Source organism: Mesorhizobium abyssinicae, assembly GCF_049887195.1.
GTDB lineage: Bacteria > Pseudomonadota > Alphaproteobacteria > Rhizobiales > Rhizobiaceae > Mesorhizobium > Mesorhizobium abyssinicae.
Map to the genome: position 1 here is coordinate 389783 of NZ_JARAKC010000004.1, position 14715 is coordinate 404497.

At 64.8% G+C, this 14715-nt stretch carries 11 protein-coding genes; 9 read left to right on the forward strand and 2 right to left on the reverse strand.

From position 1 onward, the window contains the following. Positions 1–113: 113 nt before the first annotated feature. Positions 114–491, reverse strand: coding sequence for a COG4315 family predicted lipoprotein (locus PU724_RS12235; RefSeq protein WP_127283342.1), 378 nt, complete (start codon positions 489–491; stop codon positions 114–116). A gap of 175 nt (positions 492–666) precedes the next feature. Between PU724_RS12235 and PU724_RS12240 the strand changes: the two genes are divergently transcribed. From PU724_RS12240 to PU724_RS12260, 5 genes are all read left to right on the forward strand, one after another. Further along, positions 667–1413: a cytochrome c biogenesis CcdA family protein gene (locus PU724_RS12240; protein WP_354422017.1), complete on the forward strand. Its 747-nt coding sequence runs from the start codon at positions 667–669 to the stop codon at positions 1411–1413. A gap of 24 nt (positions 1414–1437) precedes the next feature. Then, a complete protein-coding gene (locus PU724_RS12245) occupies positions 1438–1929 on the forward strand; it encodes a nuclear transport factor 2 family protein (protein ID WP_354422015.1) in 492 nt (163 codons plus the stop codon). A 152-nt stretch (positions 1930–2081) separates the two neighbouring features. Then, positions 2082–3440, forward strand: a complete 1359-nt coding sequence (gene glmU, locus PU724_RS12250) for a bifunctional UDP-N-acetylglucosamine diphosphorylase/glucosamine-1-phosphate N-acetyltransferase GlmU (protein WP_354422013.1) — start codon at positions 2082–2084, stop codon at positions 3438–3440. A 188-nt stretch (positions 3441–3628) separates the two neighbouring features. Further along, positions 3629–5452, forward strand: coding sequence for a glutamine--fructose-6-phosphate transaminase (isomerizing) (glmS, locus tag PU724_RS12255; protein WP_354422011.1), 1824 nt, complete (start codon positions 3629–3631; stop codon positions 5450–5452). 93 nt (positions 5453–5545) lie between these two features. After that, positions 5546–6301: a DUF502 domain-containing protein gene (locus PU724_RS12260; protein WP_127392441.1), complete on the forward strand. Its 756-nt coding sequence runs from the start codon at positions 5546–5548 to the stop codon at positions 6299–6301. On the opposite strand, the gene recG is transcribed toward PU724_RS12260, so the two are convergent. Then, the gene (recG, locus tag PU724_RS12265; RefSeq protein ID WP_354422009.1) at positions 6253–8361 is read right to left on the reverse strand and encodes an ATP-dependent DNA helicase RecG; all 2109 of its coding nucleotides are present in this window, start codon (positions 8359–8361) and stop codon (positions 6253–6255) included. The two genes, PU724_RS12260 and recG, sit on opposite strands and share 49 nt — an antisense overlap. 92 nt (positions 8362–8453) lie before the next feature. Here recG and PU724_RS12270 point away from each other — a divergent pair, with 92 nt between their 5' ends. The 4 genes from PU724_RS12270 to PU724_RS12285 all read left to right on the forward strand — a co-directional run bounded on the left by PU724_RS12270 (position 8454) and on the right by PU724_RS12285 (position 14696). Beyond that, positions 8454–8741 (forward strand): FAD assembly factor SdhE, encoded by a 288-nt coding sequence (locus tag PU724_RS12270; RefSeq protein WP_354422007.1) that lies wholly within the window; start codon positions 8454–8456, stop codon positions 8739–8741. Positions 8742–8754: 13 nt separating this feature from the next. Further along, on the forward strand, positions 8755–12252 hold the full coding sequence (gene mfd / locus PU724_RS12275) for a transcription-repair coupling factor (RefSeq protein WP_354422005.1): 3498 nt from the start codon (positions 8755–8757) through the stop codon (positions 12250–12252). A gap of 192 nt (positions 12253–12444) precedes the next feature. Beyond that, entirely contained in the window at positions 12445–13818 is a 1374-nt protein-coding gene (locus PU724_RS12280) for a class II 3-deoxy-7-phosphoheptulonate synthase (RefSeq protein WP_292169061.1), read from the forward strand. Between the two features lie 173 nt (positions 13819–13991). Further along, entirely contained in the window at positions 13992–14696 is a 705-nt protein-coding gene (locus PU724_RS12285) for a hypothetical protein (protein WP_354422003.1), read from the forward strand. Positions 14697–14715: the final 19 nt, after the last annotated feature.

Below are 14715 nucleotides of genomic sequence, written 5' to 3' on the forward strand. Positions count from 1 at the left end.
CTGGAACGACCCGGTCGATTCGAGCGAGTCGCCAGGCGCGGCAATGGCGGAAACTGGCCGCCGGGTGATCGAGACCTTGTCCGGCGGCCAGCCGATGTTTCGGGGCGGAAAATTCAGTCGGCCTTGACGATGTGCCAGACGCCGGAGGCGCCGTCGCCCGTCGCGTCGCCGGCCTTCTTGTCCTTGATGAAGGTGTAGACCGGCTTGCCGTCATAGGCCCACATCTTGGTGCCGTCGGTGCGGTCGACAATCGTCCATTCATCGTCTGCCTTGGCGCCGGCCTCGGCCTTCAGGGGCGGCCAGTTGGTGGCGCATTTGTCGTAGCAGTTCGATTTGCCCTTCTCGTCCTTGTCGTAGGTGTAGAGCGTCATGCCCATGGCGTCGGTGTAGATTTTCGTGCCGCCGACCTCGGCTTCCTTCCACGCCTCGGCGGCCTGGGATGCCGTGGCACCGAGCAAAAGCGCGGCCAATCCAGCAATGATCGACTTCATGAGTACCTCCCTGGGGTCGTGAAACAAGCGCGCGGCGATCGCGGGCTCTTTCTTCTCAACGTGTCGAAGCTGCCGTTTCTTCCAATTTTGTAGCGGCGACTTGCCACGCATTGGTGATTGGCAGACGCGCCTTTGTCTCGCTATATCAGCGCCATAACGTTCTGGAGCACCAGGAATGGCATTGGATATCGGCTATGTCAGCGCGGTCGGAGCGGGGGCGATCTCGTTCCTGTCGCCTTGCGTGCTGCCGCTGGTGCCGCCCTATCTCTGCTACATGGCCGGCGTTTCGGTAGACGATTTCCGCGGCGATGCCGGCGCCACCGCAAGGGCCGGCGCGCGTGGCGCGCTGATTGCATCCTCCATCGCCTTCGTGCTCGGTTTCTCCACCGTGTTTGTGGCGCTCGGCGCCGGCGCTTCGACGATCGGCCGGCTGCTGCGGCTGTGGCAGGAACCGCTGGCGATGGTGGCGGGCGCGCTGATCATCCTGATGGGGCTCAACTTCCTCGGCATCCTTCGCATTCCGCTGCTGTCGCGCGAGGCGCGCTTCCAGTCGCAGGGCAAGCCGGCCAGCGTGGTCGCCGCCTACATTATGGGACTGGCCTTCGCTTTCGGCTGGACGCCTTGCATCGGACCGGTTCTGGGTCCGATCCTGACGTTGGCGGGCGGCCGCGAGACGGTGGGCGAGGGCGCGTTGCTGCTCGCCGCCTATTCGCTCGGGCTCGGCATCCCGTTCCTGATCGCCGCGCTGTTTTCCGGCGCCTTCATGCGCTTCCTCGCCAGATTCCGTGTCCATCTCGGTCGCGTCGAACAGGCGATCGGCGCACTGCTGGTCGTCGCCGGCGTGTTTTTCCTGACCGGCGGCGTGCAGAGCGCGTCCTACTGGCTGCTGGAAAATTTCCCGGGGCTGGGGCAGTTGGGATAGCTCCATCGTCCGCAACGCGGAACGATGCCTGAAAGCCCGCGTTGCAGGCTCGTGCGCAAGCGCGACGGTGAGGCGAGAATGGTATCCAGGGCGGATCTGCAAGAGTTCTTCAAGACGTATGAGAAGGTCTACAACGACGCGATCGCGGGCACCGTCGATCTGGACGACGTCGCGGACATCTACTCGACCGGCTTTGTCTCCGTGACGCCGGCAGGGGTCATCGTTGGCGAAAATGGCCGGCAGTTGAAGGATGTCATGAAAAAAGGCTTCGAGGCGTATCGGGCGATCGGCAGCAAGAAGATGATTTGTGCCGATGTCTCGGTGACGCCCATCGACGAGGACCATTGCGTTGCCAAGGTGCAATGGTCGGGCGAGTACGAACGCAAGAACAAGGATCGTCTGACCATCGATTTCGAGGTCAACTATCTCGTAGAGAGACGCGACGGCCGCCTGAAAGTGTTTGGTTGGATCGCCGGCGATGAGCAGGCGGAATTCAGGAAATACGGTCTGTTGTAGCGGTATGTTATCTGCTGGATCACGCCTTGAGATGCGCTGATCACGAGTGGGCAGATCCGCCGTCTCACCGGAATTTAACCGCATTGGTGCAGCATGGGCGCTGATGCTAGATATGCCTTGATTCCCGACCCTGTTCATATGGTTGCCCTTTCATGAGCCAGAGATCCTGCCTGTCCGTCATCCTTGCCGCCGGCGAGGGCACACGCATGAAGAGCGCGCTGCCCAAGGTGCTGCATCCGATCGCCGGGCTGCCGATGGTCGCCCATGTGGCGAAGGCGGCGGAAGCCGCCGGCAGCGGCGACCTGGCGCTGGTGATCGGCCATGGCGCGGACGAAATGCGCAAGGCGGCACAGAAATTCGCGCCGAACGCCGAGACTTTCGTGCAGGAGACGCGTCTCGGCACCGCGCATGCCGTGCTGGCCGCGCGTGCTGCTATATCAAAGGGTTACGACGATATTCTCGTCATGTTCGGCGACACGCCGCTGATCGAACCGGAAGCGCTTGCCGTCGCGCGGCAGAAGCTGGCGGAAGGTGCCGCGGTCGTCGTCGTCGGCTTCCGTCCGCCCAATCCGACCGGCTATGGCCGGCTGATCGAGAAGGGCGGCCGGCTGGTCGCCATCCGCGAGGAGAAGGACTGTTCCGACGAGGAGAAGAAGATCTGTTTCTGCAATGCCGGAATGATGGCCGTCGCCGGCAGGAGCGCGCTGGAGCTGCTCGACAAGGTCGGCAATGCCAATGCCAAGGGCGAGTTCTACCTGACCGACATCGTCGAGATCGCCGGTGCCAAAGCCCTCGATGTGGTGGCGACGGAAGCCAGTTTCGAGAGCGCGCTCGGCATCAACAACCGGGCCGAGCTTGCCGAGGCGGAAGGCATCTGGCAGGCGCGCCGGCGGCGCGAGGCGATGCTCGCAGGGGTCACCCTGATCGCGCCCGAAACAGTTTATTTCTCGCACGACACCGAAATCGGCGCCGATACGGTGGTCGAGCCCAATGTCTGGTTCGGCCTGGGCGTCAAGATTTCCACCGGCGCCACGATCCATGCCTTCAGCCATATGACGGGCGCCACAATCGCGGAGAACTGCGAGGTGGGACCGTTCGCGCGGCTGCGGCCGGGGACCGATCTCAGGAAAAAGGCCAAGGTCGGCAATTTCTGCGAGGTCAAGCAGGCGACCGTCGAGGAGGGCGCCAAGGTCAACCACCTGACCTATATCGGCGATGCGCGCGTGGGTGCTGCCGCCAATATCGGCGCCGGCACAATCACCTGCAATTATGACGGCTACTCGAAATTCTTCACCGACATCGGCGAGGGCGCCTTTGTCGGCTCGAATTCCTCGCTGGTGGCGCCAATCACTATAGGCAAGGGCAGCTACATCGCCTCCGGCAGCGTCCTCACCGAAAGCGTGCCCGACGACGCGCTGGCCTTCGGCCGCGCCCGCCAGAAGACAATTCCGGGCAAGGGCAAGGAAATACGCGAGCGTTTTGCTTCGGCCGCGGCGGCGAGGAAAAAGTGAATTCCGTCAAACCGGTGGCCTGAAAAGGCGAACGATTGCAGTAATCGGATTGCAAGAGCGGTCTGTCATGGTGCATGCGTAAAAATGACCGTTCCGGTGACACGGAACGAAACGCAAAGTGACTTTCACGGCAGGCCGGCAATCCCTAGATAACGCTGGTTTTCCATGGGGAATCGGGGGTAACGGCCATGTGCGGCATCGTCGGAATTGTCGGCCAACAGCAGGTGGCGCCGCTCATCGTCGACGCGCTGAAGCGGCTCGAATATCGCGGCTATGACTCGGCCGGCGTCGCCACCATCGAGAATGGCGAGCTCGGCCGTCGCCGCGCCGAAGGCAAGCTGATCAATCTCGAGCGCCGGCTGAAGGAAGAGCCGCTCGACGGCACGATCGGCATCGGCCACACGCGCTGGGCCACCCATGGCGTGCCGAACGAGACCAACGCGCACCCGCATTTTTCCGACGGCGTCGCCATCGTCCACAACGGCATCATCGAGAATTTCGCCGAATTGCGCGACGAGCTGACCCGCGACGGCTACAACTTTTCCTCGCAGACCGACACCGAGGTCGTCGCGCATCTGGTGGCGCGGGAACTCGCCAAGGGGCTGAAGCCGGTCGAGGCAGCGCACAAGGCGCTGAAGCGGCTGGAGGGCGCCTTCGCGCTGGCGATCATGTTCAAGGGCGACGAGGACCTCATCGTCGGCGCCCGCAACGGTCCGCCGCTGGCCGTCGGCCATGGCGACGGCGAGATGTTCCTCGGCTCCGACGCCATCGCGCTGGCGCCCTTCACCAACTCGATCACCTATCTGGAGGACGGCGACTGGGCGGTGGTGCGCCGCAACGAGGTCGCCATCTTCGACATGGACGGCAACAAGGTCGACCGCAAGCGCCAGCAGTCGCTGTCGACCGGCTTCATGGTCGACAAGGGCAACCGGCGCCATTTCATGGAAAAGGAAATCCATGAGCAGCCGGAGGTGATCTCGCACACGCTGGCGCATTATGTGGATTTCGTCTCCGGCGTCTCGAAGCCGCTGGAACTGCCGTTCGATTTCGCCAAGATCGGCCGGCTGGCGATCTCGGCCTGCGGCACCGCCTATCTCGCCGGGCTGATCAGCAAATACTGGTTCGAACGCTATGCACGGCTGCCGGTCGACATCGATGTCGCCTCGGAATTCCGCTATCGCGAGATGCCGCTATCGTCGAACGACGCGGCCTTCTTCATCTCGCAATCGGGCGAGACCGCCGACACGCTGGCCTCGCTGCGCTACTGCCGCAAGGCCGGCATGAAGATCGGCGCGGTCGTCAACGTGCGCGAATCGACCATGGCACGCGAGTCCGATGTGGTGCTGCCGACGCTGGCCGGGCCGGAAATAGGCGTCGCCTCGACCAAGGCCTTCACCTGCCAGCTGTCGGTGCTGGCTTCGCTCGCGGTGCGGGCGGGCGTGGCGCGCGGCACGATCTCGCGCGACGAGGAGAAGGCGCTGGTGCGCGAGCTCTCCGAGGCACCCCGCTTCGCCAACCAGGTGCTCAAGCTGGACGGCCAGATCGAACGCATCTCGCGCGAGCTCTCCCGCTATTCGGATGTGCTTTATCTTGGCCGCGACACCAATTTCCCGCTCGCCATGGAAGGCGCGCTCAAGCTCAAGGAAATCTCCTATATCCATGCCGAGGGCTATGCCGCCGGCGAACTGAAGCACGGGCCGATCGCGCTGATCGACGAGAACATGCCGGTGATCGTCATCGCGCCGCATGACCGCATCTTCGAAAAGACGGTCTCCAACATGCAGGAAGTGGCGGCCCGCGGCGGCAAGATCATCCTGATCACCGACAGCAAGGGCGCGGCGCAGGCGAGCATCAAGACGATGGAGACGATCGTGCTGCCCGACGTACCCGAAATCATCTCGCCGATCATCTACGCGCTGCCGATCCAGATGCTCGCCTATTTCACCGCCGTGTTCATGGGCACCGACGTCGACCAGCCGCGCAATCTGGCGAAATCGGTGACGGTGGAATAGGCGTTCGCCAACGCACGCTGTTTAAAAACTTCGCAGTTCCAAAGCGCGTTGTGGTTCACTAATGTTGCGGCGCAACCTGCGCTGCGGTGATCCATGTCCGACGCCCCGAAGACCTCAGGCATGACCCGGCTCAGGAACTATTTCCTGACGGGCTTCATCGTTTGCGCGCCGCTGGCGATCACCGCCTATATCGCCTGGTCCTTCATCGGCTGGGTCGATTCCTGGGTGAAGCCCTATATCCCGCTGCGCTACAGCCCGGACACCTATCTGCCGTTTCCGGTGCCCGGCTTCGGTCTTATCGTCGCGTTGGTGCTGATCACGCTGATCGGCTTCATGACCGCCAACATCGTCGGTCGCGCCATCGTCAATTTCGGCGAGCGGCTGCTTGGCCGCATGCCACTGGTGCGCGGCATCTATCGCTCGCTGAAGCAGATCTTCGAGACGGTGCTGTCGAACAAGGGCGACATGTTCCGCCAGGTCGGGCTGGTCGAATATCCGCGCAAGGGCGTCTGGTCTCTGGTCTTCATCGCCAGCGAGAAGGAAACCGAGATTAACCAGAAGCTCAACCATGAAGGTGACCCGCTGATCGCCGTGTTCATGCCGTGCACGCCGAACCCGACCACCGGCTTCCTGATGTATGTGCGGAAATCCGAGATCGTGCTGCTCGACATGACGATCGAAGACGGCGCCAAGCTGATCGTTTCGGCCGGCCTGGTGGCGCCCGAGGTCAAGACCAAGCTCGTGACCTTGAACGGCGAGCAAATCGAAGGCTCGCTGGCCAATCCGGCGCTTGGGGCCGCTCAACCAGCGCGCAACAAACGCACCGCCTCGTCGCGGCCGAACAGGTAAAGCAGCAGGCGCAGCGCCTCGCCGCGTTCGGACTGCAGTTCCGGATCGCGCGACAGGATCAGACGGGCATCGTCGCGTGCGGCTTCCAGCAGGTCGGCATGGGCCTCGATGCGCGCCACCTGGAAACCGGGCGTGCCGGACTGGCGGGTGCCCAGCAATTCGCCTTCGCCGCGCAGCTTGAGATCCTCCTCGGCGATGCGGAAGCCATCCTCGGTCTCGCGCATCACCGACAGGCGGCGTTTCGCCGTCTCGCCGAGCGGATCCTTGTAGAGCAGGACGCAGGAGGAGGGCTTGTCGCCACGCCCGACCCGGCCGCGCAGCTGGTGCAACTGGGCCAGGCCGAAGCGCTCGGCATGCTCGATGACCATGATCGTGGCGTCCGGCACGTCGACGCCGACCTCGATGACGGTGGTTGCGATCAGGATGCGCGTCTCGCCCTGCTTGAAGGCGCGCATCGCCTCGTCCTTCTCGGCGCCCTTCATGCGGCCGTGAACCAGCCCGATGCGGTCGCCGAACAGCGGCTTCAGCGAGGCAAAGCGGTCCTCCGCGGACATCAGCTTGATCTCTTCGGATTCCTCGACCAGGGGACAGATCCAGTAGATCTTCTGGCCATCGGCGACCGCGTCGCGCATGCGACCGACCAGCTCGTCCAGCCGCTCCAGCGGCAAGGTGACTGTGCGGATCGGCTGGCGGCCAGCCGGCTTTTCGGTGAGCTTGGAGACGTCCATGTCGCCGAAGGCGGTCAGTACCAGCGTGCGCGGGATCGGTGTCGCCGTCATCACCAGCATGTCGGGCGCGTCGCCCTTGGCGGTGATGGCCAGTCGTTGATGGACGCCGAACCGGTGCTGCTCGTCGACGACGGCCAGGACGAGATCGTGGAACGCCACCGATTCCTGGAACAGCGCATGCGTGCCGACGACGATGTCGATCTCGCCGCTGGCCAGCCTCGCCAATGTCTCGGTGCGTTCGCGACCCTTCTCACGGCCGGTGAGAATGGCGGTGCGCAGGCCGGCCTTTTCCGCCAGCGGCGCGATGGTCGCCAGATGCTGACGCGCCAGGATTTCGGTCGGCGCCATCAGCGCCGCCTGGCCGCCGGCCTCGACCGCGCGTCCCATGGCAAGCAGTGCTACGACCGTCTTGCCCGAGCCGACATCGCCTTGCAGCAGGCGCAGCATGCGCTCGGGGTCGGCGAGGTCGGCAAGGATTTCGGCGAGCGCAAATTCCTGTGACGGGGTGAGCGAGTAGGGGAGTGCCGAGCGCAGCTTTTCGACGATGCTGCCGTCGCCGGTCAGCGGCCGGCCGGACAGGCGGCGGATCCTGGCCCGCACCAAAGCGAGCGAGACCTGGCCGGCGAGCAGTTCGTCATAGGCGAGGCGCCGCCACGCCGCCCCCTCGATGGCGACATCGATCGGGTCCGCCGGATAATGGATGCGGGTGAGCGCGTCGGCGAAGGCGGGAAAGGTCTGGCGGCGCATGAAGGCGTCGTCCTGCCATTCCGGCAGTTCCGGCAGGCGGCCGAGCGCCTGGCCGATGGCGCGGCGCAGCACCTTGCCCGAGAGACCGGCGGTGAGCGGATAGACCGGTTCGACCAGCGGCAGGTTTTCCGCCTCGCCGGCGAGCGCGATATGGTCGGGGTGCACCATGGTCGGGCGGCCGTTGAACCACTCCATGCGGCCTGAGATGACGACATGCTCGCCCACCGGCATCGATTTCTCGAGATAGGAAGCGTGGGCGTGGAAGAAGGTCAGTGCGATCTCGCCGGTGTCGTCGTGGGCGTAGACACGGTACGGCACCGATCTGTTGCCGCGCGGCGGCGGCTGGTGGCGGTCGATGCGCACCTCGAGCGTGACGATCGCACCTTCGGCGGCGAGCGCGATGCCCGGCCGGTTGCGGCGGTCGATCACGGTGTGGGGCAGCACGAACAGAAGGTCGCCGGCGCGCGCGGCGCGGTCGCCGAGATCGGCGGCCACGACCTTCTCGATCAGCAGGCCAACCTTCGGCCCGACGCCGGCAAGCGAGGTGATCGGGACGAACAGCGGATCGAGGAGGGAGGGACGCATGATGTCAGCTTATGTCGCGACGGCCATTGCGCAAGGCTGACACCGCGCTCTATCCACGCTATATGCGCCGCTTCAGACAGGGACGCGGCGCCATGACCGGAACGAGAAGATCAAGCGAGGGGCTGGATGCCCGCCGCCGCAAGCTCCTGTTCCGCTCCTGGCATCGTGGCATGCGCGAGATGGACCTTATCCTCGGCTCCTTCGCCGATGCCGAGATCGGCGCCTTGACCGGCGAGGAAATCGACCAATATGAGAGGCTCCTCGAGATTCCCGACACCGAATTCCTGCCTTTGATCACCGGTGAACGCCCGGTTCCGCCCGATATCGATTGCGCGGTGCTGCGAAAGATCCTGGCGTCGCGCCACACCATGACATTTTGAACGACGTGATTTCATGAGCCTGATCCCCACAATCGGCCTGCCGAAGGGCCGCGCCGGCCAGTTCATCGTCGACGGCGTCGCCGATGGCTACGAAGCCTTCGCGCTGGTGCAGACTGCGCACGAGATCGCGCCCGACAAGCCGGTGCTGTTCGTGGCCCGCGACGGCCAGCGCCTGCCGGCGATCACTGAGGCGCTGGCTTTTGCCGCGCCGGGCCTGCCGGTGCTGGAACTGCCGGCCTGGGACTGCCTTCCCTACGACCGCGTCTCGCCCGGTTCGGACGCGGCCGCGCGCCGGCTCGACGCGCTCGCCGCCATGATCGCGCTGGCCAGGAAGCCGCACCGGGCCGTCATCCTCACCACCGCCAATGCGCTGCTGCAGCGCATTCCGCCCGCCGATCTGATCGAAGCGCAGACGTTCCACGCCAGGCCCGGCAACCAGATCGACATGAATGCGCTGGTGTCGCGGCTCGAAACCTCCGGCTTCGAGCGGGTGCCGACGGTGCGCGGCGTCGGCGAGTTCGCGGTGCGCGGCGGCATCCTCGATCTTTACGCACCCGGCTGGAGTGAGGCGCTCAGGCTCGATTTCTTCGGCGACACGCTGGAATCGATCCGCGTCTTCGACGCCGCCACGCAGCGCACCACCGGCCAGCGCACGTCGATGGCGCTGCAGGCGATGAGCGAAGTGGCGCTAACCCCGGAGACGATCAGCCGCTTCCGCCGCGCCTATATCGAGGCGTTCGGCGCGCCGTCGCGCGACGACGGGCTCTATGCCGCGGTCAGCGAAGGGCGGCGCTTTGCCGGCATGGAGCACTGGCTGCCGTTCTTCTACGAGCGGCTGGAGACGGTGTTCGACTATCTGCCCGACGTGCCCGTGGTCTTCGACCATCTGGCGCATGAGGCGCTGGCCGAACGCCACACGCTGATCCTCGACCACTACGAAGCGCGCCGCAAGCAGGCCGACGGCGCGCTGAAGGACGCGGTGCCCTACAAGCCGGTGGCGCCGGCCCTGCTTTATCTCTCGCCGGAGAATCTCAAGGCGTCCCTTGGCCCGCGCGAAGACATCGACTTCACCGTCTTCGATGCGCCCGATGTGGGGGGCAAAAAGGTTTTCCATGCCGGCGCGCGGCATGGCCGCAGCTTCGCCGAGGAACGCGCCGATCCCAACATCAACGTCTTCGATGTCGTGGTGAAGCACATCGCCGACGAGCGCGCCGCGCGCCGCCGCGTCGTCGTCGCCGGCTGGACCGAGGGCTCGCTCGACCGGCTCGGCCAGATCCTGGCCGAGCATCATCTTGGCAATTTGAAGCCGGTGGCGACGCTTGCCGAGGCGGAAAAGCTCGAGCCGGGGCAGGCGGGCCTTGCCGTGCTGCCGCTCGAATCCGGCTTCGAGACCGAGAGACTGGTCGTCGTTGCCGAGCAGGACATCCTCGGCGACCGGCTGATCCGGCGCTCCAAGCGCAAGAAGCGCGCATCAGACTTTATTGCCGAAGCCTCGTCGCTGTCGTCTGGCGACATCGTCGTCCATACCGACCACGGCATCGGCCGCTTCATCGGCCTGCGCACCATCGAGGCGGTCGGTGCGCCGCATGACTGCCTGGAAATCCACTATGCCGGCGACGACCGGCTGTTCCTGCCGGTCGAGAACATCGAGCTTCTGTCGCGCTACGGCTCGGATTCGGCCGAGGCGACGCTGGACAAGCTTGGCGGCAGCGCCTGGCAGTCGCGCAAGGCGCGGCTGAAGCGGCGCCTGCTCGACATGGCCGGGCAGTTGATCCGCATCGCGGCAGAGCGGCAGATGCGCTCGGCGCCCGCCATGATCCCCGCCGAAGGCCTCTATGGCGAGTTCTCGGCGCGCTTCCCCTATGAGGAGACCGACGACCAGCAGGGCGCGATCGATTCTGTCATGGACGATCTCGGCGCCGGCAAGCCGATGGACCGGCTGGTCTGCGGCGATGTCGGCTTCGGCAAGACCGAGGTGGCGCTGCGCGCCGCCTTCATTGCCGCCATGGAAGGTTTCCAGGTCGCGGTGGTGGTGCCGACGACGCTGCTGTCGCGCCAGCACTTCAAGACCTTCTCGCAGCGCTTCTCCGGCCTGCCGATCCGCGTCGCGCAGGCTTCGCGGCTGGTCGGCTCCAAGGAACTGGCCGAAACCAAGAAGGGCATCGCCGAGGGCACGGTCGACATCGTCGTCGGCACGCATGCGCTGCTGGGGTCGGCGATCTCGTTCAAGAATCTCGGCCTGCTGATCATCGACGAGGAGCAGCATTTCGGCGTCAAGCACAAGGAGCGGCTGAAGGACCTGAAGAGCGACGTGCACGTGCTGACGCTGTCGGCGACGCCGATCCCGCGCACGCTGCAACTGGCACTGACCGGCGTGCGCGAGCTGTCGCTGATCGCCACGCCGCCGGTCGACCGCATGGCGGTGCGCACCTTCATCTCGCCCTTCGATCCGCTAGTCATCCGCGAGACGCTGCTGCGCGAGCGCTATCGCGGCGGCCACTCCTTCTATGTTGTGCCGCGCATCAGCGATCTCGCCGAGATCCATGATTTCCTGAAGCAATCGGTGCCGGAGCTGAAAGTCGCGGTGGCGCACGGCCAGATGCCGCCGGGCGAGCTCGACGACATCATGAACGCCTTCTACGACGGCCAGTACGACGTGCTTCTGTCGACGACCATCGTGGAGTCCGGTCTCGACATCCCGACCGCCAACACGCTGATCATCCATCGCGCCGACATGTTCGGCCTGTCGCAGCTCTACCAGCTGCGCGGCCGCGTCGGCCGTTCGAAGGTGCGCGCCTATGCGCTGTTCACGCTGCCGGCCAACCGCAAGCTGACCGACACCGCCGAGCGGCGGCTGAAGGTGCTGCAGTCGCTCGACACGCTCGGCGCCGGCTTCCAGCTCGCCAGCCACGACCTCGATATTCGCGGCGCCGGCAATCTGCTGGGCGAAGAGCAGTCCGGCCACATCAAGGAGGTCGGCTTCGAGCTCTACCAGCAGATGCTGGAGGAGGCGGTGGCCGAAGTGAAGGATTCCGGCGAGGTGCAGGACGGCGGCTGGTCGCCGCAGATCGCCGTCGGCACGGCGGTGATGATCCCGGAAAGCTATGTGCCGGACCTGCAGCTCAGGCTGGCGCTCTACCGCCGCCTCGGCGACCTCGAGAACACCGAGGAGATCGACGCCTTCGGCGCCGAGCTGATCGACCGTTTCGGACCGCTGCCGGAAGAGGTGACGCATCTGTTGAAGATCGTGTTCATCAAGGCGCTCTGCCGCAGGGCCAATGTCGAAAAGCTCGACGCAGGCCCCAAGGGCGTCGTCATCCATTTCCGCAAGCGCGAATTCCCCAACCCGGTCGGGCTGGTCAAGTTCATCGGCGAGCAGGGTTCGCTGGCCAAGATCCGGCCAGACCACAGCGTCGTCTTCATCCGCGACTGGCCGAACGCCGAAAAGCGGCTGGCCGGCTCGGCCGTGGTGATGACGCAGCTGGCGCGGCTGGTCGATAAGGCAGCATAGCCCGTTCGGCGCATTCGCCAGTGCTGAAATTCCGGTCTAGAATAGGAATTCGGCTTCGTGTATGCAGCCGCCACCCCATATAGGGGCGGGAATGGCGGGCGAGGGTGCCCGTTCATCTGTTTGTTTGATGCAATTCCGCACGGAGATCACAGTTTTCCTGGAATTGCCGCTGAAGGGCGTTTGGGTGCAACGATGACGAAATGGTCGCCGAATTCGTGGAGAGAAAAGCCGATCAAGCAGGTTCCCGCCTATCCGGACCTTGCCGCGCTGAAGAACACGGAAGCCCAGCTCGCCACCTTTCCGCCGCTGGTTTTTGCTGGTGAGGCGCGCAAGCTGAAGAAGCAGTTGGCTGCCGTCGCCGCCGGCGACGCCTTCCTGCTCCAGGGTGGCGATTGCGCCGAAAGCTTCGCCGAGCACGGCGCGGACAACATCCGCGACTTCTTCCGCGTCTTCCTGCAGATGTCCGTCGTTCTGACCTTCGCCGGCGCGCAGCCGGTGGTGAAGGTTGGCCGCGTCGCCGGCCAGTTCGCCAAGCCGCGCTCGTCCGACAACGAGACCAAGGCCGGCGTAACGCTGCCCAGCTATCGCGGCGACATCATCAACGGCATCGAGTTCGACGCCAGGTCGCGCATCCCAGACCCCGCCCGGCAGGAAATGGCCTACCGCCAGTCGGCGGCGACGCTCAACCTGCTGCGCGCCTTTGCCCAGGGCGGCTATGCCAGCCTGGAGAATGTGCATCGCTGGATGCTCGGCTTCGTGTCCGACAGCCCGCAGGGCGAAAAATACGAGTCGCTCGCCAACCGCATCACCGAGACGATGGACTTCATGAAGGCCGTCGGCATCACCTCGGAGACCAACTTCGCGTTGCGCGAGACCGATTTCTACACCAGCCACGAGGCGCTGCTGCTGGGCTACGAGGAAGCGCTCACGCGCGTCGATTCGACCTCGGGCGACTGGTATGCGACGTCGGGCCACATGATCTGGATCGGCGACCGCACGCGCCAGCCCGACCATGCCCATGTCGAATATTGCCGCGGCATCAAGAACCCGCTCGGCCTGAAATGCGGCCCGTCGCTGACGCCGGACGGTTTGCTGGAACTGATCGACCTGCTCAATCCGGAAAATGAGCCGGGACGGCTGACGCTGATCGCGCGCTTCGGTTCCGACAAGGTGGCCGAGCATCTGCCGAAGCTGGTGCGGGCAGTGCAGAAGGAAGGCCGCAGCGTGGTGTGGTCCTCGGACCCGATGCATGGCAACACGATCGAGGCCGCCGGCTACAAGACGCGGCCGTTCGACCGCATCCTGAAGGAGGTGCAGACCTTCTTCGAGGTGCACCGGGCCGAAGGCACGCATCCCGGCGGCATCCATGTCGAGATGACCGGCAAGAACGTCACCGAATGCACCGGCGGCGCTCGCGCCATCACCGCGGAAGACCTGCAGGACCGCTACCACACGCATTGCGATCCGCGCCTCAACGCCGACCAGGCGATCGAGCTCGCCTTCCTGGTCTCGGACCTGCTCAAGAAGAGCCATACGGTCCAGCACAAGCAGGTTGCCAACGGCTGAACCGCTTGCTGGTTTGGATCCAGTCAAGGGCGCCGGAGAAATCCGGCGCCTTTTTCGTTTCGGGGCCGAGCCCGGTAACGTCAGACTTACGATAATGTGTTCTGGCGCGACCACTGCAAGACCAAGATTGGGTGGAACTGCATCGTCCACCGCAACTGGTTCCTGCATTCATCATGCGTCACGAGCATGCCGTCATCCACCACCGCGCGCTTGATTTCTGGTCGGCACGCGCGGCGGTCCTCGTCATCATCTGCCTGCAGCTTCTGGTCATAAACGACCTGTCGTTCGGCCCACGCTGGCTAGCGCCTGCGATCGAGGCGGTGCTGCTGGTGCCCTTGTCGGTCGCGACGGCGTGGACGCAAATGGCGACACAGAAGGCCGTCGACCACGAACATTGGTACGCGATCGGCCGGTTTCGCCTTTACATCCGCCGCACCGCGCTGGTCCTCACCGGCGTCATCAGCATCATGAACTGCGGGGCGCTGGTCTTCCTGGTCAGGGCGCTGCTCGAAGGCCATGCCGGCGCCGGCAGCACGCTGCTTGTCGATGCGCTGAATATCTGGGTCACCAACGTCATCGTCTTCGCGCTCTGGTTCTGGAGCACGGACCGGGGCGGGCCGCCGACCTGTGGGCTGGTCAAGCGCGCGCAGGCCGATTTCCTGTTCCCGCAAATGACGCTGCCCGACCGCGAGATCCGCGGCTGGCTGCCCGGCTTCGTCGACTATGCCTTCCTGGCATTCACCAACGCGACGGCATTCTCGCCGACCGACACCTTGCCGCTTACCCAGCGCGCCAAGCTCTTGATGATGGCGGAGGCGTTGATCTCGCTGCTGACAATCGCACTGGTGGCGGCGCGGGCCGTGAACATATTGGCTTAGATCAGGAGGGCGTTTCGTT